The organism is Agromyces laixinhei, from assembly GCF_006337065.1.
In the GTDB taxonomy this organism is placed as follows: Bacteria; Actinomycetota; Actinomycetes; order Actinomycetales; family Microbacteriaceae; genus Agromyces; species Agromyces laixinhei.
In genome coordinates this window covers 400,924-418,860 of the sequence record NZ_CP040872.1, presented here as the reverse complement: position 1 = coordinate 418,860, position 17,937 = coordinate 400,924, and the positions used below count along the sequence as shown (strand labels likewise).

General features: G+C 67.1%; 19 protein-coding genes. 12 read left to right on the top strand and 7 right to left on the bottom strand.

The window, feature by feature from the left end:
• Positions 1-50: 50 nt before the first annotated feature.
• The 6 genes from FHG54_RS01995 (at position 51) to FHG54_RS01975 (ending at position 3,294) form a co-directional block, all read left to right on the top strand.
• Positions 51-470 carry a zinc ABC transporter ATPase gene (locus tag FHG54_RS01995; protein WP_198169652.1) on the top strand — a complete coding sequence of 140 codons (420 nt, stop codon included), beginning with the start codon at positions 51-53 and terminating at the stop codon, positions 468-470.
• Between the two features lie 233 nt (positions 471-703).
• A complete protein-coding gene (locus FHG54_RS01990; RefSeq protein WP_139415675.1) occupies positions 704-1,381 on the top strand; it encodes a hypothetical protein in 678 nt (225 codons plus the stop codon).
• 32 nt (positions 1,382-1,413) lie between these two features.
• Positions 1,414-1,806 carry a Mu transposase domain-containing protein gene (locus FHG54_RS01985; protein WP_139415674.1) on the top strand — a complete coding sequence of 131 codons (393 nt, stop codon included), beginning with the start codon at positions 1,414-1,416 and terminating at the stop codon, positions 1,804-1,806.
• On the top strand, positions 1,803-2,033 hold the full coding sequence (locus FHG54_RS16600) for a hypothetical protein (RefSeq protein ID WP_232333574.1): 231 nt from the start codon (positions 1,803-1,805) through the stop codon (positions 2,031-2,033). Before FHG54_RS01985 ends, FHG54_RS16600 begins: the two co-directional genes overlap by 4 nt.
• Positions 1,937-2,737, top strand: a complete 801-nt coding sequence (locus FHG54_RS01980) for an ATP-binding protein (RefSeq protein WP_338025702.1) — start codon at positions 1,937-1,939, stop codon at positions 2,735-2,737. Before FHG54_RS16600 ends, FHG54_RS01980 begins: the two co-directional genes overlap by 97 nt.
• An 83-nt stretch (positions 2,738-2,820) precedes the next feature.
• The gene (locus tag FHG54_RS01975) at positions 2,821-3,294 is read left to right on the top strand and encodes a metallophosphoesterase (protein WP_168197070.1); all 474 of its coding nucleotides are present in this window, start codon (positions 2,821-2,823) and stop codon (positions 3,292-3,294) included.
• Here the strand turns inward: FHG54_RS01975 and FHG54_RS01970 are convergent.
• The 7 genes from FHG54_RS01970 to FHG54_RS01940 form a co-directional block, all read right to left on the bottom strand.
• Entirely contained in the window at positions 3,273-4,277 is a 1,005-nt protein-coding gene (locus FHG54_RS01970; RefSeq protein WP_168197069.1) for an ImmA/IrrE family metallo-endopeptidase, read from the bottom strand. The two genes, FHG54_RS01975 and FHG54_RS01970, sit on opposite strands and share 22 nt — an antisense overlap.
• A gap of 306 nt (positions 4,278-4,583) precedes the next feature.
• On the bottom strand, positions 4,584-5,957 hold the full coding sequence (dnaB, locus tag FHG54_RS01965; RefSeq protein WP_139418243.1) for a replicative DNA helicase: 1,374 nt from the start codon (positions 5,955-5,957) through the stop codon (positions 4,584-4,586).
• A 510-nt stretch (positions 5,958-6,467) separates the two neighbouring features.
• Entirely contained in the window at positions 6,468-6,920 is a 453-nt protein-coding gene (rplI, locus tag FHG54_RS01960; RefSeq protein WP_139415667.1) for a 50S ribosomal protein L9, read from the bottom strand.
• Between the two features lie 11 nt (positions 6,921-6,931).
• Positions 6,932-7,192, bottom strand: coding sequence for a 30S ribosomal protein S18 (rpsR, locus tag FHG54_RS01955; protein ID WP_022889097.1), 261 nt, complete (start codon positions 7,190-7,192; stop codon positions 6,932-6,934).
• A gap of 72 nt (positions 7,193-7,264) precedes the next feature.
• Entirely contained in the window at positions 7,265-7,786 is a 522-nt protein-coding gene (locus tag FHG54_RS01950) for a single-stranded DNA-binding protein (protein ID WP_139415665.1), read from the bottom strand.
• A 5-nt stretch (positions 7,787-7,791) separates the two neighbouring features.
• The gene (gene rpsF, locus FHG54_RS01945; RefSeq protein ID WP_139415664.1) at positions 7,792-8,223 is read right to left on the bottom strand and encodes a 30S ribosomal protein S6; all 432 of its coding nucleotides are present in this window, start codon (positions 8,221-8,223) and stop codon (positions 7,792-7,794) included.
• Positions 8,224-8,408: 185 nt separating this feature from the next.
• Positions 8,409-9,875, bottom strand: coding sequence for a CCA tRNA nucleotidyltransferase (locus tag FHG54_RS01940; protein ID WP_139415662.1), 1,467 nt, complete (start codon positions 9,873-9,875; stop codon positions 8,409-8,411).
• Positions 9,876-9,981: 106 nt separating this feature from the next.
• Here FHG54_RS01940 and FHG54_RS01935 point away from each other — a divergent pair, with 106 nt between their 5' ends.
• The 6 genes from FHG54_RS01935 to FHG54_RS01910 all read left to right on the top strand — a co-directional run bounded on the left by FHG54_RS01935 (position 9,982) and on the right by FHG54_RS01910 (position 17,903).
• Positions 9,982-12,363 carry a DUF6049 family protein gene (locus tag FHG54_RS01935; RefSeq protein WP_139415661.1) on the top strand — a complete coding sequence of 794 codons (2,382 nt, stop codon included), beginning with the start codon at positions 9,982-9,984 and terminating at the stop codon, positions 12,361-12,363.
• Positions 12,356-13,978 carry a murein biosynthesis integral membrane protein MurJ gene (gene murJ / locus FHG54_RS01930; protein ID WP_139415659.1) on the top strand — a complete coding sequence of 541 codons (1,623 nt, stop codon included), beginning with the start codon at positions 12,356-12,358 and terminating at the stop codon, positions 13,976-13,978. Before FHG54_RS01935 ends, murJ begins: the two co-directional genes overlap by 8 nt.
• Before the next feature lie 138 nt (positions 13,979-14,116).
• The gene (gene trxB, locus FHG54_RS01925; RefSeq protein ID WP_139415658.1) at positions 14,117-15,091 is read left to right on the top strand and encodes a thioredoxin-disulfide reductase; all 975 of its coding nucleotides are present in this window, start codon (positions 14,117-14,119) and stop codon (positions 15,089-15,091) included.
• A 55-nt stretch (positions 15,092-15,146) separates the two neighbouring features.
• Positions 15,147-15,470: a thioredoxin gene (gene trxA, locus FHG54_RS01920; RefSeq protein ID WP_139415656.1), complete on the top strand. Its 324-nt coding sequence runs from the start codon at positions 15,147-15,149 to the stop codon at positions 15,468-15,470.
• Between the two features lie 136 nt (positions 15,471-15,606).
• Entirely contained in the window at positions 15,607-16,926 is a 1,320-nt protein-coding gene (locus FHG54_RS01915) for an aminotransferase-like domain-containing protein (RefSeq protein ID WP_139415654.1), read from the top strand.
• 17 nt (positions 16,927-16,943) lie between these two features.
• Positions 16,944-17,903: a D-alanine--D-alanine ligase family protein gene (locus FHG54_RS01910; RefSeq protein WP_139415653.1), complete on the top strand. Its 960-nt coding sequence runs from the start codon at positions 16,944-16,946 to the stop codon at positions 17,901-17,903.
• Positions 17,904-17,937 lie beyond the last annotated feature (34 nt).

Here is a 17,937-nt window from a genome sequence, read left to right as displayed (position 1 = left end):
CCGCGTCACACGATGATGGCGATGTCGACTGGGAGCAGGTCATCCGCGACATGATCGCACGCGGCACCGAGTCCGCTCCCACCGAGCCGGGGTTGTACCGGATGCCGTGCGGGAACTGCTACGTCGACTTCTTCCTCGCCTCGGACCGCACCGAAAGGTGGCTCGTCCCCGGCGATGAGCGCAGTTACACCCGCGACACCGTCGCCATCGCCCGGAACGGCGACTATCCGTGGCAGCGGATGTACACCCTCGCCCATGCCGCCGCCGAGATCCGGCGCCGTGCGACAGCCCAGAACACGTCGCTCGAGGTTGTGGTCCAGGAGCTGGCGGCGATCGCGCCCGCCGAGGATGCGGCGGAGGACGAGGAGATCGCCCGCATCGCCCGGAGCGTCCCGCCGACGGTTCGGGAGGTCCCGCTCGCCGGCCTGCATATTGCGCTCGCTGAGGGCCGGTGTTCCGTTGTTGGGTGAGCCACTGTTCCGGGTGAGGGTGAGCCACCGCGACGTGGCGGGGTGAGCCGTTCGGCCGCTGGAGTGGCCGGTGGGTGAGAGGTTCGTCAGGTCCGTGCCGCCCGGGTGCGGACCTGACGAAAAGAGTCGCCTTCGATGGTCGACTACAAACAGATCCTTCGGCTGCGTGCTGACGGTGTGAGCCAGCGTGGCATCGCTGACGTTTGGGGTGCTCGCGTAGCACGGTCGCTGCGGTGTTCGCCGCGGCGAACACCGCAGGGGTGGGGTTCGGTGAGGTCGCCGAGCTCGGCGTCGATGAGGTCCGCAGGCTGCTGCTGCCGGATCCGTCGGCATCGGTCTCTGACCGGGCGGCCCCGGATTTCGAGTACGTGCACCACGAGTTGGGTCGCCCGTCGGTGACGTTGCTGCTGTTGTGGAACGAATACGTCGCCAGATGCCGGCAGACCGGTGAGGTGCCGTACCAGTACTCGTTTTTCAACGAGCAGTACCGGCGGTGGGCGAAAGCGACGGGCGCGTCGATGCGGATCCCGCGTAACCCCGGCGAGTCGGTCGAGGTCGACTGGGCCGGGGATCCGATGGCCTACGCCGACCCGATCACCGGTCAGCCGGTGAACGGGGTGGCTGTTCGTGGCTGCGTTCTCATTCAGCGCGTACTCGTACGTGGAGACGTTCGCCGATATGACACTCGGGTCCTGGATCACCGTGCACGCGTTCGAAAACTTCGGCGGGGCCGGGCGGCTCTTGATCCCCGACAACCTCCGCACCGGGGTATCGAAGGCAGACCGATACGAGCCGGTGCTCAATCCCGCGACTGGCGGAGCACTACGGCACCGCGATCGTCCCAGCCCGAATCAAGGCAAGAGACAAGCCCGTCGCCGAAGGCAGCGTCCGGTTCGTCGCCGGGCAGGTGAGCGCGGTGCTACGCGACCGACGGTTCGTGGGGTTGGCGGAGCTGAACGAGGCGATCTTCGCCGAGGTCGACCGGATCAACGCGAAACCGTTCCAGAAACGGGAAGACTCCCCGTGGATCGTGTTCTACCGGGACGAGCAGCCGCTTCTGGTCCCACTGCCGCAGGTCCGGTTCGAACTGGCAGATCTGCGGAAGGCGAAGGCAGGCCCGAACTATCACGTTCAGGTCGAGAAGAACCTCTACTCGGTTCCCTCCACGTTGTTGATCGGCCGTCAACTCGACGTGCGGATCACCTCACACACCGTGGAGGTCTTCGACGGGGCGGAGAGAGTCGCCTCCCACGCCCGGTTCGTCGGCGTCACAAACCGATACGCGACCGTGCCGATGCATATGCCCGAGGCGCACCGCAGTCGGCTGGTGGCATGATCGATATCGAGACCCTGACCCGGCTCAAACAGATGCGCCTATCGGGAATGGCCGAGTACTTTGAAAACCTCGCCGAGGTGACATCGGCAGCGCCGTTGACAGGTCCCGAGATGATCAAGCAGGCCGTCGACTGGAACACGACAGAAGGCGCGACAGCAAACTGCACCGGCTACGCCGTCAGGCAGGACTCGCCCAGCCCGCCGCCGACATCGCGGACATCAAGGTGATGCCCGGGCGCAGCAGCATGGACACCGAGTTGATCGCCCGCCTCGCGATCGGCAGCTACCTCATCAGACACCACGACGTCATCCTGCAAGGGCCGACCGGTGCGGGCAAGACCTACGTCGCCAGCGCGTTGGGCAACAAAGCCTGCCAGCAACACCGCAGGGTGCTCTACCTGCCCGCCGACGAACTGTTCGACCGGATCACGATCGCCGAACGCGCTGGCGACAAGAAGCGGTGCCTGGACACGCTGGTCAAAGTCGAGCTGCTCATCATCGATGACTGGTTCCTCACGACACCGACCAGACCCCAAGTCCAGCAACTGCACACCCTGATCGATCGAAGACACAAGACCGCGTCGACGATCTACTGCACACAGCTGGCGCCAGGTCAATGGCACGACCGGATGGACGAGAAGAGATCCTCGCCGACGCCATCGTCGACCGGATCACTACCAACGCGCACGCGACCGTCCTTCACTGCGACGACTCCATGCGCAGGCACTTCACCCAGATCGACTGAGCAACCGCCGGGGGCAGGGCCGCGCGGAGCCCGCCCCCAGCGGGCGCAACGGCTCACCCCGCGACGTTGCGGTGGCTCACCATCTCCCGGAACAATGGCTCACCTGCCACCGGAACACCGGCTCCCGACCAGCGTGATATCCACCGACCTCGCCCGGAAGTTCGGGATCGATCTCGACGAACTCTAGCGACATCTATCCCCGTCTACTGAAACGCTAGGACGCCGCTAGATTCTGCAAGACACCACACATACCTGCGAGGAGCGCTAATCGTGAGTGAGTATCCGTGGTTCGAGTTCGACCAGGTCGACTTCGTCACCGCGGACACTCACTTCAGCCACGCCCGGATCAGCGAGCTCGCGGAACGCCCGTTCAGCTCGGTCGACGAGATGAACACCGAACTCATCCGCCGCTGGAACGAGACGGTCGGACCGACGGATGTGGTGCTGCATCTCGGGGATGTCGCGCTCGGCCCGATCGAGGAATCGATCGCTCTCACCGCGCAGCTGAACGGACGGCGGTACCTGGTGCCCGGCAACCACGACCGGGTGTCGCCGGCGACGCAGTCGAAGAAGGCGATCGAACGGTTCGCGCCGTTATACGAGGCGGCCGGGTCGACCGTCCTGCCGGAGGTCATCGAAGGCACCCGTGGCGGGTACCGGATCCTCGCCTCCCACTACCCGTACAAGGGTGACTCGCAGGTGCTGCGTGTTGATCTTGTCCGTCATGCTGCGCTCCTCAGGTAGAGATCCGCGAATTCTTCTTCGTTCAAGAACGCGTCGCGAGCGATGTCCGCCACGCTTTCCCCGTGCTCCAACCGCTTGCTGACCAGATCCCACATCAGGGAGGGAACCTCGTCGACAAGCACCACGGGTTCGATGCTGCGGTACCCCGCCCGCGACAACTCGATGTTCAACTGCCGATAGCGACCGTCGCTGATCGAATCCAGGTCCCACGCCCGCCGCAACAGCGCTGCGATCGATACCCGCCACTTCGACTTCAGCTGCGCCAGCGAAGGAACCGTCACCGGTCCCCGAGACAGATCCTCTCGAACGTCCCGTGCCGGCATCAGGAACTCGGCCGCGAACCGGTCAGCCTCAACCTCCTGCGACTCGGACGGAACCTGGTGCATCACGGCGTGTGCGAGCTCATGGGCGAGGGAGAACCGTTGCCGGTCCGGCGGGATGTGATCCCCGAGCAGCACGACCGGGCGGTGCGCCTCCGGCCAGCTCACCATCGCGTCGATGCGCTCGGACCCCAGAGAGCGCTTGATCACAACGGCTCCGGCCGCTTCCAACGCCGCCACTAGATCCATCACGGGTCCCGTGGTCACACCCAACGATGCGCGGACCTCTCTCGCGACCTCCTCCGGAGTCTCGAACCGGTCCGGCGGGAGCGGGTGCCGCGCCAGCCCGACCTGAACCTCGCCGGCCACCACTCCCGTGACCTGCAAGTGCAGCCATTCCAGCTCGGCGCGCAGACGATTCGCCACCGACAACGGCAGGGTCGAACGCTTCCGATGAAACACATACGGGACCGCGCCCTCATCGACCGGAAGAGTCAGCAAGCTCGCCGGTGCCCGGAGCACATCAACCAGCTCCGCCAACCGAGACTCATCCAATGACACCAGACCCGACTCCGCCTTCGACAACACGGCCTGAGAAACGCCTGACGCTTTCGCCAGCTGCGCCTGAGTCAGCCCACGCGCCACCCGCACCGTGCCGAGCATCACCCGACCCGTGCGATCCTCCGACGCAAAATCTGCCATACCCGAAGCACAACCCGAACCTCGGAGAATCACGCGTCTCATGTGCAGAAATATTCCTGTTGGTATGGGTTGCTCGGCTCGCCACCTCGTCCGTGATCTACGTCCGGTGAAGCGCGGCGACCTATCCGGGGCCCCGGCACGAGAAAGTCTCGCAGTGCACTGATCAGAGGCAGTTCGGCGAAATCCACGCGAAGTGTCGGATCCGACAAGTAGCCGACATCTCGATCTGGAATCCGACATCTTCGCGTGGAACCTACACAGGGCCTACTACCCCTGCACCATGTCGGCGAACCGCGAGAAGTGGCCGTGGAACGCCACCGTGATGGTGCGGGTCGGGCCGTTGCGGTGCTTGGCGACGATGAGGTCGGCCTCGCCGGCGCGGGGGCTGTCTCGCTCGTAGGCGCTCTCGCGATGCAGCAGGATCACCATGTCGGCGTCTTGCTCGATCGAGCCCGATTCGCGCAGGTCGCTGATGGCGGGCATCTTGTCGGCACGCTGCTCGGGGCCACGGTTCAGCTGCGACAGCGCGATGACCGGCACCTGCAGCTCTTTTGCGAGCAGCTTGAGTGCTCGAGAGAACTCCGACACCTCTTGCTGGCGGCTCTCGACGCGCTTGCCGCTCGTCATCAGCTGGAGATAGTCGATGACGACCATCTTCAACCCGACCTTCTGCTTGAGACGGCGGCATTTCGCGCGAATCTCGACGAGCGTCATGTTGGGGGAGTCGTCGATGTAGAGCGGCGCGTCGTTGATGCGGCCGCGCGTCGCCGCGATCGTGGTCCAGTCGCGCGAATCGACGGTGCCCTTGCGCATCATCTGCAGGGGTACGGATGCCTCGGCGCTGAGCAGACGCATCGCGATCTCGCTCTTGCCCATCTCGAGTGAGAAGAACACCGACGGCAGGTCGTTCGTGATCGATGCCGCTCGGGCGAAGTCGAGCGCGAGCGTCGACTTGCCCATGGCGGGTCGCGCCGCGACGATGATCATCTGACCGGGGTGGAAGCCGTTGGTCAGGTCGTCGAGGTCGGCGAACCCGGTGGGCACGCCGGTGAACTTGCCGTCGGTGTGCTTGGCCGCCTCGATCTCGTCGATCGCCACGGTCACGGCCTCGGAGAGCGGCACGTAGTCTTCGGTCTCGACCGAGCCGGTCACGGCGTAGATCTCGGCCTGGGCGTTGTTGACGAGATCGGTGACCTCGCCCTCGCCCTGGTAGCCCATCTGCACGATGCGTGTGCCGGCCTCGACGAGTCGGCGCAGCATCGCGCGCTCGGCGACGATCGAGGAGTAGAAGCCGGCGTTCGCGGCAGTCGGCACGATGCTCGTGAGCGTGTGCAGGTACTCGACGCCGCCGGCACGCTGGAGGTCGCCGGTCTTCGTGAGCTCGTCGGTGACGGCGATCACGTCGGTGGGCTCGCCGTGCGAGTACAGCGTGAGGATCGCGTTGAAGACGACCTCGTGCTTCGGCACGTAGAAGTCGATGCCGCGTATGGTCTCGATGACGTCGGCGACGGCGTCTTTCGAGAGCATCATGCCGCCCAGCGCGCTCTGTTCGGCGAGGAGGTCGTGCGGCGGAACTCGTTCGCCCCGTCGGGCGTCACCGTCTTCAGCCGGTTCAGCGAGCCCGATGTGCGCGATCGACAACTTCATGACCTCCGGTTCGGCTCAGACGGGCGAGCGGCCCGCGCCCGCCACTCAGTATCTCGGGAGCCTCAGACAAGGCCGGCCGACCGGTGTGGCACGTGGGTGGATGTGGCGCTGCTTCACGATAGGGAAGGCGGTATGCACCCCACAACCCAGCCTGTGGATAACTCTGGGGACAAACTGGGCGAAACGCCGACGAACGTGTGCACTACTCCTGTGGATAACTGTGGAAAGTCGGTGAATTACACTGGTTGAACTCTGAGTTGACCAGCACTTTCATCTATTCACACCTGTGTGGGAAAACTTCTTTCGAACTTGTTGGAGCACGTCGTCTGACCTGTGCACAACAGTCACGGAAAACGCCGCACGCAACTTGCGCGAACCCCCGCGACGGGTGTACGGAATCCGACGATTTCGATGCTGCGAGTCGACGGATGCTGCGCCGGAAACGACGACGGCGGCGGCCCGGGCCGAAGCCCGAACCGCCGCCGTCGTGCGTGGTGCCGCGAACTACTTCGCTGCGACCACCTGGAGGGTGATCGTCGCCGAGAGCTCGTCGTGCAGACGCACCGTCGCCTCGTGCTCGCCGACCGCCTTGATGGGGGCCGTGATCTCGATCTTGCGCTTGTCGATCTCGCCGAGGCCGGCGGTCGAAACCGCAGCCGCGACATCCGCGGTCTTGACGGAGCCGAACAGGCGCCCGCCCTGGCCGGCCTTGACGGCCAGCTTGACCTTGCTCGACTCGAGCTTGGCCTTGAGAGCCTGCGCATCTTCGAGCGAGTGCAGAGCGCGAGCGGCGCGAGCCGCCTTGATCTGCTCGACCTGCTTCTCGCCACCGCGCGACCACGCCACAGCGAAGCCCTGGGGAACGAGGTAGTTGCGAGCGTAGCCGCTCTTGACCTCGACGACGTCGCCGGCCGTGCCGAGGCCGGTGACCTCGTGGGTGAGAATTACCTTAGCCATTGTCGTGCTCCTTAGCGGCCGGAGCCCGAGTAGGGCAGGAGTGCCATCTCGCGTGCGTTCTTGACGGCACGGGCGATGAGGCGCTGCTCCTGCACGGAGACACCGGTGATGCGGCGGGCGCGGATCTTTCCACGCTCGGAGATGAACTTGCGAAGGGTCGCGACATCCTTGTAGTCGATGATTCCGACCTTGATGGACTTCGCCGGGGCGGCGTTCTTCGCGCCCTTCCCGCGGCTCGGCTTGCGGCGATCGCCGCTCGACTTTCCAGCCATTGTCTTTCCTGTCTGATTGGGTTCGCGGGTTGAGCAGGCCGCGCAGCGACCGTCTCGAAACCCGTCTGAATGTTAGAAGGGGGTCTCGTCGCCGTAGCTCGTACCGGGGGTGTTCCAGACGTCGCCGCCGCTGCCGCCGCCCTGCGGGGCTGCTGCTGCGGGGGCGCTGGGTGCCCACGGCTCGTCGGCACCGGCGCCGCCCCCGAAGGAGCTGTTGCCGCCGCGGTTGGACTGGGCGCGCGTCACTGACGCGGTGGCGTAGCGCAGGCTCGGGCCGATCTCGTCGATCTCGAGCTCGATGCTGGTGCGCTTCTCGCCTTCCTTCGTCTCGTAGGAACGCTGCTTGAGACGCCCGGAAGCGATGACCCGGGTCCCCTTGGTGAGTGAACCGGCCACGTGCTCGGCGAAGTCACGCCAGACGCTCGCACGCAGGAACAGCGCTTCGCCGTCTTTCCACTCGTTGGCCTGACGGTCGAACGTACGAGGAGTGGATGCGATGGTGAAGTTGGCAACCGCGAGGCCGTTCTGCGTGTAACGCAGCTCGGGATCTGCAGTGAGGTTGCCCACCACGGTGATGATGGTCTCGCCGGCCATGAGGACTAGTCGTCTTTCTTGGCCGAAGCGGGAGCTGCGGCGACTGCGGCCGCGGGGGCCGCGGCCTTCGCGCCGGCCTTCGCCTGAGCGGCGGCCTTCTTCGCGGCCTTCGCCTCCTGGGCCTTCGCGTGGGCGGCGACCTGGGCGATCGCCTCTTCGGCACGGAGGACCTTGGTGCGCATGACGGCCTCGCTGAGGTTCAGCTGGCGGTCGAGCTCATCGGTGGTCTTGGACTCGGCGGTGAAGTCGACGACGGCGTAGATGCCCTCGTTCTTCTTGTTGATCTCGTAGGCCAGACGACGACGTCCCCAGATGTCGACCTTGTCGACGGTGCCGCCATCCTTGCGGATGACGTTGAGGAACTTGTCAAGGCTGGGAGCAACGGTGCGCTCATCGATCTCGGGATCGAGGATAACCATCAGCTCGTACTGGTGCATGACTAACCCACCTCCTTCGGACTCAAACGGCTACAGGATCTCTGCAGCAGGAGGGTTGTGCATACGTCACACCATGGAGGCCGCACAATCGCGGCACACGGGCAACCTTGACAGCATAGCGGATGCCCCGCGCCCGCGCCATCCGCTCGCCGCATGGCCCCGCGCGCGCGGTCAGGCGTCAGGCGTCAGGCGTCAGGCGAACCGCCGGGCGAGCCGTCGGCCGCGACCTCGCGCGACGCCCACCAGGCGAGCAGGCGCTCGGTCGCGGCATCCGCGCCGATGGGGCCCTCGTCGAGCCGCACCTCGAGCAGGTACCGGTAGGCCTCTCCGACGACCGGGCCGGGCGCGACGCCCAGCAGCCGCATGATGTCGGCGCCGTCGAGCTCCGGCCGCACGGCCGCGAGCTCCTCCTCTTCCGCAAGCGCGGCGATGCGCTCCTCGAGGTCGTCGTAGGCGAAGGCGAGTTGGTCGGCCTTGCGCCGATTGCGGGTCGTGACGTCGGCACGCGAGAGGATGTGCAGGCGCTCGAGCTGGTCGCCGGCGTCGCGCACGTAGCGGCGCACGGCCGAGTCGCTCCACGCACCATCCGTGTACCCGAAGAAGCGCAGGTGCAACTCGATCAGCCGCGAGACGGCCGCGATCGTGTCGTTGTCGAACCGCAGTGCGCGCAGCCGCTTGCGCGCGAGCTTGGCGCCGACGACATCGTGGTGGTGGAAGCTCACCGCACCGCCGCCTTCGAACCGACGCGTCGCGGGCTTGCCGATGTCGTGCAGCAGCGCGGCCAGCCGCACGATGAGGTCGGGGGGCTCGAGCACACCGCGTTCGAGTTCGTACTCGATGGCCTGGTCGAGCACGGTCAGGCTGTGCTCGTAGACGTCTTTGTGGCGGTGGTGCTCGTCGCGTTCGAGCGAGAGCGCCGGCAGTTCGGGCAGCACGCGTTCGGCGAGTCCGGACTCGACCAGCAGCCGGATGCCGCCGCGCGGCGCCCTCGACAGCAGCAGTTTCACCAGCTCGTCGCGCACGCGCTCGGCCGAGATGCGGTCGATCTCTGCCGCGAGGTCGGTCATCGCCTGCGCCGTCGACGGCTCGACCGTGAACCCGAGCTGGGAGGCGAATCGTGCGGCACGCAGCATCCGCAGCGGGTCGTCGCCGAACGACCGCTCGGGCGCCGCCGGCGTGCGCAGCACCTGCGCCATGAGGTCTTCGACGCCGCCCGACGGGTCGACGAGCTCGAGCTTCGGCAGGCGCAGGGCGAGGGCGTTGACCGTGAAGTCGCGCCGGGTGAGGTCGTCGTCGAGACTCGTGCCGAAGACGACCTCGGGCTTGCGGGAGGCGCCGTCGTAGGCGTCGGCCCGGTAGGTCGTGATCTCGACGGTCTCACCGGTGATCTTCGCGCCGATCGTGCCGAATGCGCGGCCGATGTCCCAGTGCGCCTCGGCGATGGGCTTCACGATCGCGAGGATCTCGTCCGGCGTGGCATCCGTCGTGAAATCGAGGTCGTTGACGGGCCGCCCGAGGAAGGCGTCGCGCACCGGACCGCCCACGAGAGCCAGTTCATGACCGGATGCCTCGAAGGCCGAAGCCAGTCTCGCAACGGTCGGCGAAGCCGCCAGCTCGCCCAGCCGGTCGAGGGCCGCCGCGACACTCTGCATGCCCCCATATTAAGGCCCGGGTGACGGATGCCCCGGCGCGAAGGGAAGCCGACGGCCCTGTGGACGCCGAGCGAACGCCCGCGCGCCACGCCGTAGAATCGCCAGCATGGTGCCCGAGTCGAATCCTGCGCGCCGCCGGTGCTCTCGAGTCGAATCGACGAACAGCGCCCAGCGGTCGCGCCCCGGGCCACCCTTCCGGCACGGATTCCTGGTCGTCGGCGCCGCTGCTGCCGCCGCGCTCGCGCTCCTGACTCCGACTCCATCGGCTGCGACAGCCGCGGAGGAGCCGGCGGCCGCCGGGAGCGTGACCCTCCGCATCGCGCCGACCGTCTCGACCACGATCGCTCCCGACGCCACCGTCACTCTCGAGGTCGAAGTCAGGAATGCGACCACCGAGCCGGTCTCGGCGGGGGCGCTTCGCGTTGTGCGATCCGACAGCGACATCGACGAGCCCGGCGAGGTCGATGCGTGGCTCGCGCAGGCGCCCGAACCCGTCGTCGATGTGGCGGCGGCCGAGCTCACCTCCATCGACGGCACGATCGCAAGCGAGGCCGCGACGGCGGTGCTCGCGCCGGGTGAGAGCGACACGGTCTCGGTCACGCTGCCTCCCGAGGCGCTCGATCCGATCGACACGTCTCCGGTGCTCGGATTCGGTGCGGAACTCCTCGTCGATGGCCGGTTGGTCGCAACGGCCGCAGAGGTGGCCGCCAACGCGAATGCGCCGGTCACCGGCCCGACGAGCCTGGCCGTCGTGGTGCCCGTGACCGTGCCGCCCACCGCCTCCGGCCTGCTCGGCGCCGATGACCTCGCGACCTGGACGTCGCCGTTCGGACTCCTCTCCCGGCAGCTCGACGCCCTGGTCGGCCGCCCGGTGACGATCGCCGTCGATCCCCGCATCATCGCGTCGATCCGCGCGCTGGGCAGCGCCGCGCCGGTCTCGGCAGTGGCGTGGCTCGAGCGGCTCGCCGGGCTGCCGAATGAGATATTCCCGCTCGCGTATGCAGATGCGGATGTCGCGGCGCAGGCGCAGATCGGCATGCCTGCGCTGCTCGCGCCGACCTCGTTCACCGACGCGCTCGACCCCGCGAACTTCACGGCGGAGGCCGGCGGCGCTGCGGACCCCGGGGTCCCCGACGGCGATGGTGCGACGAGCCCGGCTCCGACGCCCACGACACCGGCGACGGGGGAGTTGCCCACCGCCGAAGCGCTGCTGGCGTGGCCCTATACGCGCACCGACCTGGCCTGGCCCGCCGATGACACCGTCGCGGCCGGAGATCTCGCAGTGTTCGGCGCGTCGGGGCTCACGACCTCGATTCTCGCCCCCGGCAACGTGGAACCCGGAGTGCAGTGGGCCAACGCCTCATCGACGGTCGACGGTGCGTCGGCGGTCGTGGCCGACGCACGGCTCACGCCGCCGTTGCGCGAAGCCACCGAGGCGCAGAGCGATATCGAGTGGCGTGCCGCAACCGGCCGGCTCGGCGCCGAACTCGCCCTCATCGGCACATCGGCCGAGCCCAGGGGCACCCTGCTCGCGACGCTCTCGCGCAGCGCCGGCGCCCAGTCGGCTCGCGTCTCCGCCACCCTCGATGCAGTGACGGCGAACCCGTTGGTCGCCGCGGCATCGCTCACCGACGTCGTCGGCGCGCCGCCGGTCGCTCGCACCCTCATCGACGCTCCCGAGGCGCAGCCTCGCCTCGACAACGTCGCCCGCATCATCCGCGCCGACGAGAGCGTGGCGGCGTTCGCGACGATGCTCGACGACCCCGGCGAGCTCACCGGGCCGACCCGTCGCGACGCGCTCGCCCTGCTCGACGTCGGCTGGATCGCCGACATTCCCGCCTGGGAGGCCGCGGTCGGCGGATGGCTCGTGGCCCAGAGCAGAACGCTCGACTCGGTATCGGTGGTGCCCAGCAGCCTGATCAACGTCGTCTCCTCCGAGACGGGCGTTCCGACGACGATCCTGAACGCCCTGCCGTATCCCGTCACGGTCATCGTCAACGTGGCACCGTCGAACGGTCGACTGGTCGTCGAAGACCAGGTGACGGTCACGATCGCGCCAGAGTCACGGGGTACTGCCACCGTGCCGGTCGCCGCCGGCATCGGCAACGGTGCCGTCACCCTCAGTGTGTCGCTCACCTCGCCCACAGGTGTGCCGATCGGAGTCCCCGTCGCGATTCCGGCGAACGTGCAGGCCGACTGGGAGGGCCTCGGCGCCGCCATCATCGGCATCATCGTCGTCGTGTTCTTCGGGCTCGGCATCTGGCGCAACATCCGTCGCCTTCGCACGAGGCGGGCCGAGGCCGCGGCGAGCGGCGAAACCGGCGAGTCGGATGCCGCAGACGAGGCGGCTGGTGCTTCAGAAGCGGATGCCGCGGGCCAGACGACCGGTGCCCCAGAAGCGGATGCCGGCACGGCACCGCCTGCCGACGAGTCCGCGGGCACCGAGCCACCGCCCGCCGGCGCCGACGACGGGCGCCGCGATGGCTGAGGATCGCATCGGGCGCGCGAGCGCCTTCCTCGCCTCGGGCACGATCGTCTCCCGCATTCTCGGCTTCGTGAAGGCGGCACTGCTCGCCGCCGTCATCGGCGGAAGCGGCGCCGGCGCGAACGCGTTCGCCGCGGCGAACCAACTGCCGAACACGATCTACGCGGTCGTCGCCGGCGGCGTGCTGAGCGCGGTGCTCGTGCCGCTGATCGTCCGCTCCGCGGCGCATCGCGACGGGGGAGTCGCGTACATCAACAAGGTCATGACGCTCGGCTTCGTCATCCTCGGGGCAGCAGCCCTCATCGCGACGCTGCTCACCCCGCTGCTCACGACGCTGATCGGCAGCCGCATGAGCGACGGGGTGTTCGCACTGGCCGTCGCGTTCGGCTACTGGTGCCTGCCGCAGATCTTCTTCTACGGCATGTACTCACTGCTCGGTGAGGTGCTGAACGCCAAGCGCGTGTTCGGGCCGTTCACCTGGGTGCCGGTGCTGAACAACATCGTCGCGCTCGCCGGGCTCGCGGTGTTCGCCCTCGTCTTCGGCACGGATGCCGTGGGCACACGACCGGCGAACGAGTGGGATCCGGCGATGATCGCGCTCCTCGCCGGAAGCGCGACGCTCGGCGTGGCCGCCCAGGCGCTCGTGCTCTTCTGGTTCTGGCGCCGCGCTGGCCTTCGCTACCGACCCGATTTCGCGTGGCGAGGTGTCGGACTCCGTTCCACCGCCGGCATCGCGAGCTGGACCTTCGGCATGCTGCTGCTCACGACGATCGCCGGGTTCGTCGAGACCTCCGTGGTCGGTGTCTCCGCGGCATCCCCCGACGAAGCCTCAGTCAGCATGCAGCAGAACGCCTGGCTGATCTTCATGCTGCCCCACTCGGTGATCACGGTGTCGATCGCCACCGCCTACTTCACCCGAATGAGCGAGCACGCCGCGGCCGACGACCTCCGCAAGGTGCGCGACGATCTCTCGAGCGCGGTGCGCGGCGTCGGCGTCATCCTGATGATCGCGACCGCCGTGCTCATGGTGTGCGCGTTCCTCTTCGCCCGCGTGTTCACTCCACTCGAGCCGCTCGTGTGGTCGACCGGCCTGGTCGTGCTGGCGTACCTCGTCGGACTGATCCCCTTCAGCGTGCTCTTCATCGTGCAGCGCACCTTCTACTCGCTCCACGACACGAAGACCCCGTTCTTCATCACGCTCGTGCAGGTCGTGCTGATCGTCGCAGGCACCCTGGCCTGCATCGCCCTGCCCAGCGCCTGGGTCGCCTTCGGCATCGCCGTGGTCATCACCGTCGCGGGCACCGTGCAGGCCGCGCTCGCCGTGGTGCTGATCCGGCGCCGCATCGGCTCGCTCGACGCGCGACGCATGCTGGTGGCGTACGGCCGATCGGCACTTGCGCTCGTGGTGCCGGTGATCGTCGGTCTCGTCGCGCTGTGGGCACTCGGTGGAACCACCTTCGACGGTTTCGCGTTCTCGAGCGTGTTGAGCGCCATCCTGTCGATGGCCGTCATCGGCACGGTGATGAGCATCGCGTACTTCGCGACGCTCTGGATGCTTCGTTCACCCGAGCTGCGCGGATTCGCCGCCCCGCTCGTCGCGAGGCTCGGCCGGCGCTGAGGCCGCGGCAACGTGTCGTCGCGTCACACGCCGTTCGGCGACCGGCCGCTGGAATAGGGGCCACCTAGACTGTGTTGTGCTTCTCGTGGCATCCGATTCGTCGAGTGCCACGAATCACCAGCAACGACAGGAGCGGGTTTGCGCGACATCATCATCATCGGTTCCGGCCCGGCCGGTTTCACGGCCGCGATCTACGCCGCCCGTGCGCAACTGAACCCCCTGCTCATCGCGAGCTCCGTCGAGATCGGTGGCGAACTGATGAACACCACCGAGGTCGAGAACTTCCCCGGCTTCCCCGAGGGCATCATGGGCCCCGACCTCATGACCAAGCTCCAGGAGCAGGCCGAACGCTTCGGCACCGAGGTCGTCTACGACGACGTCGTCGAGCTCGAGCTCGAAGGCCCGGTCAAGCGCGTCAAGCTGGGCAACGGCGACGTGCACGAGGCGACCGCGCTCATCTACGCCACCGGCTCGGCCTATCGCAAGCTCGGCCTCCCCGAAGAGGAGGTGCTCTCGGGTCACGGCCTGTCATGGTGCGCGACGTGCGACGGATTCTTCTTCCGCCAGAAGACCATCGCGGTCGCCGGCGGCGGCGACTCGGCCATGGAAGAGGCCAACTTCCTCACGCGCTTCGCCGACAAGGTGTACGTCATCCACCGTCGCGACTCGCTCCGGGCGTCGAAGATCATGCAGCAGCGCGCGTTCGACAACCCGAAGATCGAGTTCATCTGGAACGCAGAGATCGCCGCGATCCACGGCGACACGGCCGTCACCGGGGTCACCCTGCGCGACACGGTGACCGGTGACGAGCGCGGGCTCGACCTCGACGGCCTCTTCGTCGCGATCGGCAACGACCCTCGCACGCACCTCGTGCACGGCAAGCTCGACCTCACCGCCGAGGGCACCATCGCCGTCGACGGCCGCACGTCGAAGACCAACCTCCCAGGTGTCTTCGCTGCCGGTGACGTCATCGACCCGCACTACCGTCAGGCGGTCACCGCCGCGGGTTCCGGCACGGTCGCGGCGCTCGACGCCGAGCACTACCTGGCCGCGCTCGGCAACGAGAACGCCGCCGAGGCGCTGCTCGAGAACCAATTCGTCGCGGTCGACTGACCAGGCGACCTCAGTTTCAGCAAGCGACATCCGCTACACCAAAGGAGAACGCAAGATGACTGCACGTGCGGTAACCGAAGCCACCTTCGAGCAGGAGGTCCTCAACAACGGGAAGGCCGTGCTCGTGGACTTCTGGGCCGAATGGTGCGGCCCGTGCCGTGCCGTGAGTCCGATCCTCGACCAGATCGCGACGGAGCACTCCGACAAACTCGACATCGTCAAGCTCAACGTCGACGAGAACCCCGGCCTCGCAATGAAGTACCAGATCACCGCGATCCCAGCGTTCAAGGTCTTCGAGAAGGGCGAGGTCGTCAAGACCGTCATCGGCGCCAAGCCGAAGCCCGCGCTCGAGGCCGACCTCGCCGCCTACATCTCGTAGCCGGCGGTCGACGAAGACCCGTCCGGCAGTCGCCGGGCGGGTCTTTCGCGTCTCCGGAGGTCGAGCGCACCCCTCGATCAATCACCCAGAGCCCAGCAACTACGATGGAAATCCTGAACAGAACGGAACGAGCGCAGTGACCACTGACGGCGTCCCCCAGCGGACCGGCAACAATCTCGACCCTTGGTATGCGAACTACGCCGAGCGGACCGCCGGACTGGCCGCCTCTGAAGTTCGGGCCCTGTTCGCCGTCGCATCGCGACCCGAGGTCGTCTCGCTCGCCGGCGGCATGCCGTTCGTCTCCGCCCTCTCGCACGACCTCATCAGCTCATCGATGGAGAAGGTCATTCGCGAGCAGGGCGCGACGGCCCTGCAATACGGCTCTGGTCAGGGGATTCCGCAACTGCGCGAGCAGACCCTCGAGGTCATGTCACTCGAGGGCATCCACGGCACCGTCGACAACGTCGTGACGGCGACCGGCTCGCAGCAAGCCCTCGACCTCGTCACGAAGCTCTTCATCGATCCCGGGGATGTGATCCTCGCCGAATCGCCGAGCTACGTTGGTGCTCTCGGCATCTTCCGTTCGTACCAGGCGAACGTCGCCCATGTCGCGACCGACGAGAACGGCCTCATCCCCGAAGCGCTACGGCAGACGATCGCGGCATTGCGCGCGCAGGGGCGCCGGATCAAGTTCCTCTACACGATTCCGAATTTCCACAATCCTGCGGGCGTGACCCTCTCTGCCGAGCGTCGGCCCGAGATCCTCGAGATCTGCCGCTCGAATGAGATTCTCGTGCTCGAAGACAACCCCTACGGTCTGCTCCACTTCGACGAGCCGGCTCCGAACGCGCTCCGCTCGCTCGATCCAGAGGGTGTCATCTACCTCGGGACGTTCTCGAAGACCCTCGCGCCCGGGTTCCGCGTCGGTTGGGCCCTCGCGCCGCATGCGATTCGCGAGAAGCTCATCCTCGCGGCCGAGTCGGCGATCCTCTCTCCGAGCTCGTTCAGCCAGATGGTGGTGTCCGAGTACCTGGCCACGGCCGACTGGCGCGCCCAGATCGATACGTTCCGCGGTGTGTACCGCGAACGCAAGGAAGCGATGATCGAGGCGCTGGGGGAGCACCTCCCGCAGCTCGATTGGACCAACCCGAACGGCGGCTTCTACGTCTGGGTGACCATGCCCGACGTGCTCGACTCCAAACAGATGCTCCCGCGAGCGGTGAAGGAGCTCGTCGCCTACACACCCGGCACAGCATTCTTCGCCGACGGTCGCGGCCGCCACGCGATGCGCCTATCGTTCTGTTACCCCACTCCCGAAGCGATCCGTCTCGGTGTTCGCCGCCTTGCCACCGTGGTGAACGGCGAGCTCGACCTGCTCGATACCTTCGCCGGCACCGGAACGCTGCAGCTTCCAGAGAGCTCCGGCTACGACACAGCCCCGTCCGACTTGAAGTAGTGGAGAAATACCTGATCATGAGCGATTCTTCCGGTCTCTACGTCGTCGTTCTCGCAGGCGGCATCTCCCACGAACGAGATGTGTCGCTTCGTTCCGGGCGTCGTGTCGCCGATGCGCTGGCCGCCGCGGGCCACCGAGTCGTGCTTCGTGATCCCGATGCCGGACTGCTGCCGTTCCTCACAGACGATCGGCCCGACGTCGTATTCCCAGCACTGCATGGATCGAGCGGTGAAGACGGATCGTTGCTCGATCTGCTGGCCTCCATCGGGGTTCCGGTCGTCGGATCCTCTGGGGCGGCCGCGCGCCGGGCGTGGTCCAAGCCCGTCGCGAGCTCACTGCTCGGAGCCGCCGGCGTGGCGGTCCCTGAGTCGATCGTGCTCTCGCACGAGTCGTTCCGTGAGCTCGGCGCATCAAGTGTGCTGAAGGTCGTTCGCTCGACGCTCGACGGCGACCTCGTCGTAAAGCCGGCGTCCGGCGGGTCGGCGCAGGGCGTCACGATCGTCACAGACACGAACGACCTTCCCCGCGCAATGGTCGAGGCGTTCACCTACGCCGATGTCGCGGTCGTCGAACGACGCATCGTCGGCACCGAACTCGCGGTCACCGTCGTCGACACCGGTGCCGGGCCGCGTGCTCTGCCTGCGGTCGAAATCGAACCGACCACAGGCGTGTACAGCTTTCAGGCGAGGTACAACGCGGGGGAGACGACGTTCTACGCGCCGTCGAGGCTCGACGACGACGCGGTCTCCACCGTGTCCGAAGCCACAGTGCTCGCACACCGCACGCTCGGCCTTCGCGATCTCTCCCGTGTCGACTTCATCGTCGATGCAGCGGGCACTCCATGGTTCCTCGAGGCGAACGTCATTCCCGGACTCACCGAGACCTCGCTCGTGCCGCTCGCGATCGCCGCGTCGGGCGCCAGCCCGGAAGAGCTCTACGGTGCGTTGGTCGAAGCCGCCCGAACCCGAACGAACTGAACTCCGTGGCAGCAATCACCTGATTTCGGTTCGT

Excerpts from the sequence above, each read along its gene's own strand:
- FHG54_RS01950 (WP_139415665.1), bottom strand. The coding sequence starts at position 7,786 with ATGGCCGGCGAGACCATCATCACCGTGGTGGGCAACCTCACTGCAGAT.
- FHG54_RS01935 (WP_139415661.1), top strand. The coding sequence starts at position 9,982 with ATGGTGCCCGAGTCGAATCCTGCGCGCCGCCGGTGCTCTCGAGTCGAA.
- FHG54_RS16600 (WP_232333574.1), top strand. The coding sequence starts at position 1,803 with ATGATCGATATCGAGACCCTGACCCGGCTCAAACAGATGCGCCTATCG.
- rpsF (WP_139415664.1), bottom strand. The coding sequence starts at position 8,223 with ATGCACCAGTACGAGCTGATGGTTATCCTCGATCCCGAGATCGATGAG.
- FHG54_RS01940 (WP_139415662.1), bottom strand. The coding sequence starts at position 9,875 with ATGCAGAGTGTCGCGGCGGCCCTCGACCGGCTGGGCGAGCTGGCGGCT.
- trxA (WP_139415656.1), top strand. The coding sequence starts at position 15,147 with ATGACTGCACGTGCGGTAACCGAAGCCACCTTCGAGCAGGAGGTCCTC.
- FHG54_RS01970 (WP_168197069.1), bottom strand. The coding sequence starts at position 4,277 with ATGCTCGGCACGGTGCGGGTGGCGCGTGGGCTGACTCAGGCGCAGCTG.
- murJ (WP_139415659.1), top strand. The coding sequence starts at position 12,356 with ATGGCTGAGGATCGCATCGGGCGCGCGAGCGCCTTCCTCGCCTCGGGC.
- FHG54_RS01910 (WP_139415653.1), top strand. The coding sequence starts at position 16,944 with ATGAGCGATTCTTCCGGTCTCTACGTCGTCGTTCTCGCAGGCGGCATC.
- rplI (WP_139415667.1), bottom strand. The coding sequence starts at position 6,920 with ATGGCTAAGGTAATTCTCACCCACGAGGTCACCGGCCTCGGCACGGCC.
- rpsR (WP_022889097.1), bottom strand. The coding sequence starts at position 7,192 with ATGGCTGGAAAGTCGAGCGGCGATCGCCGCAAGCCGAGCCGCGGGAAG.
- FHG54_RS01995 (WP_198169652.1), top strand. The coding sequence starts at position 51 with ATGATCGCACGCGGCACCGAGTCCGCTCCCACCGAGCCGGGGTTGTAC.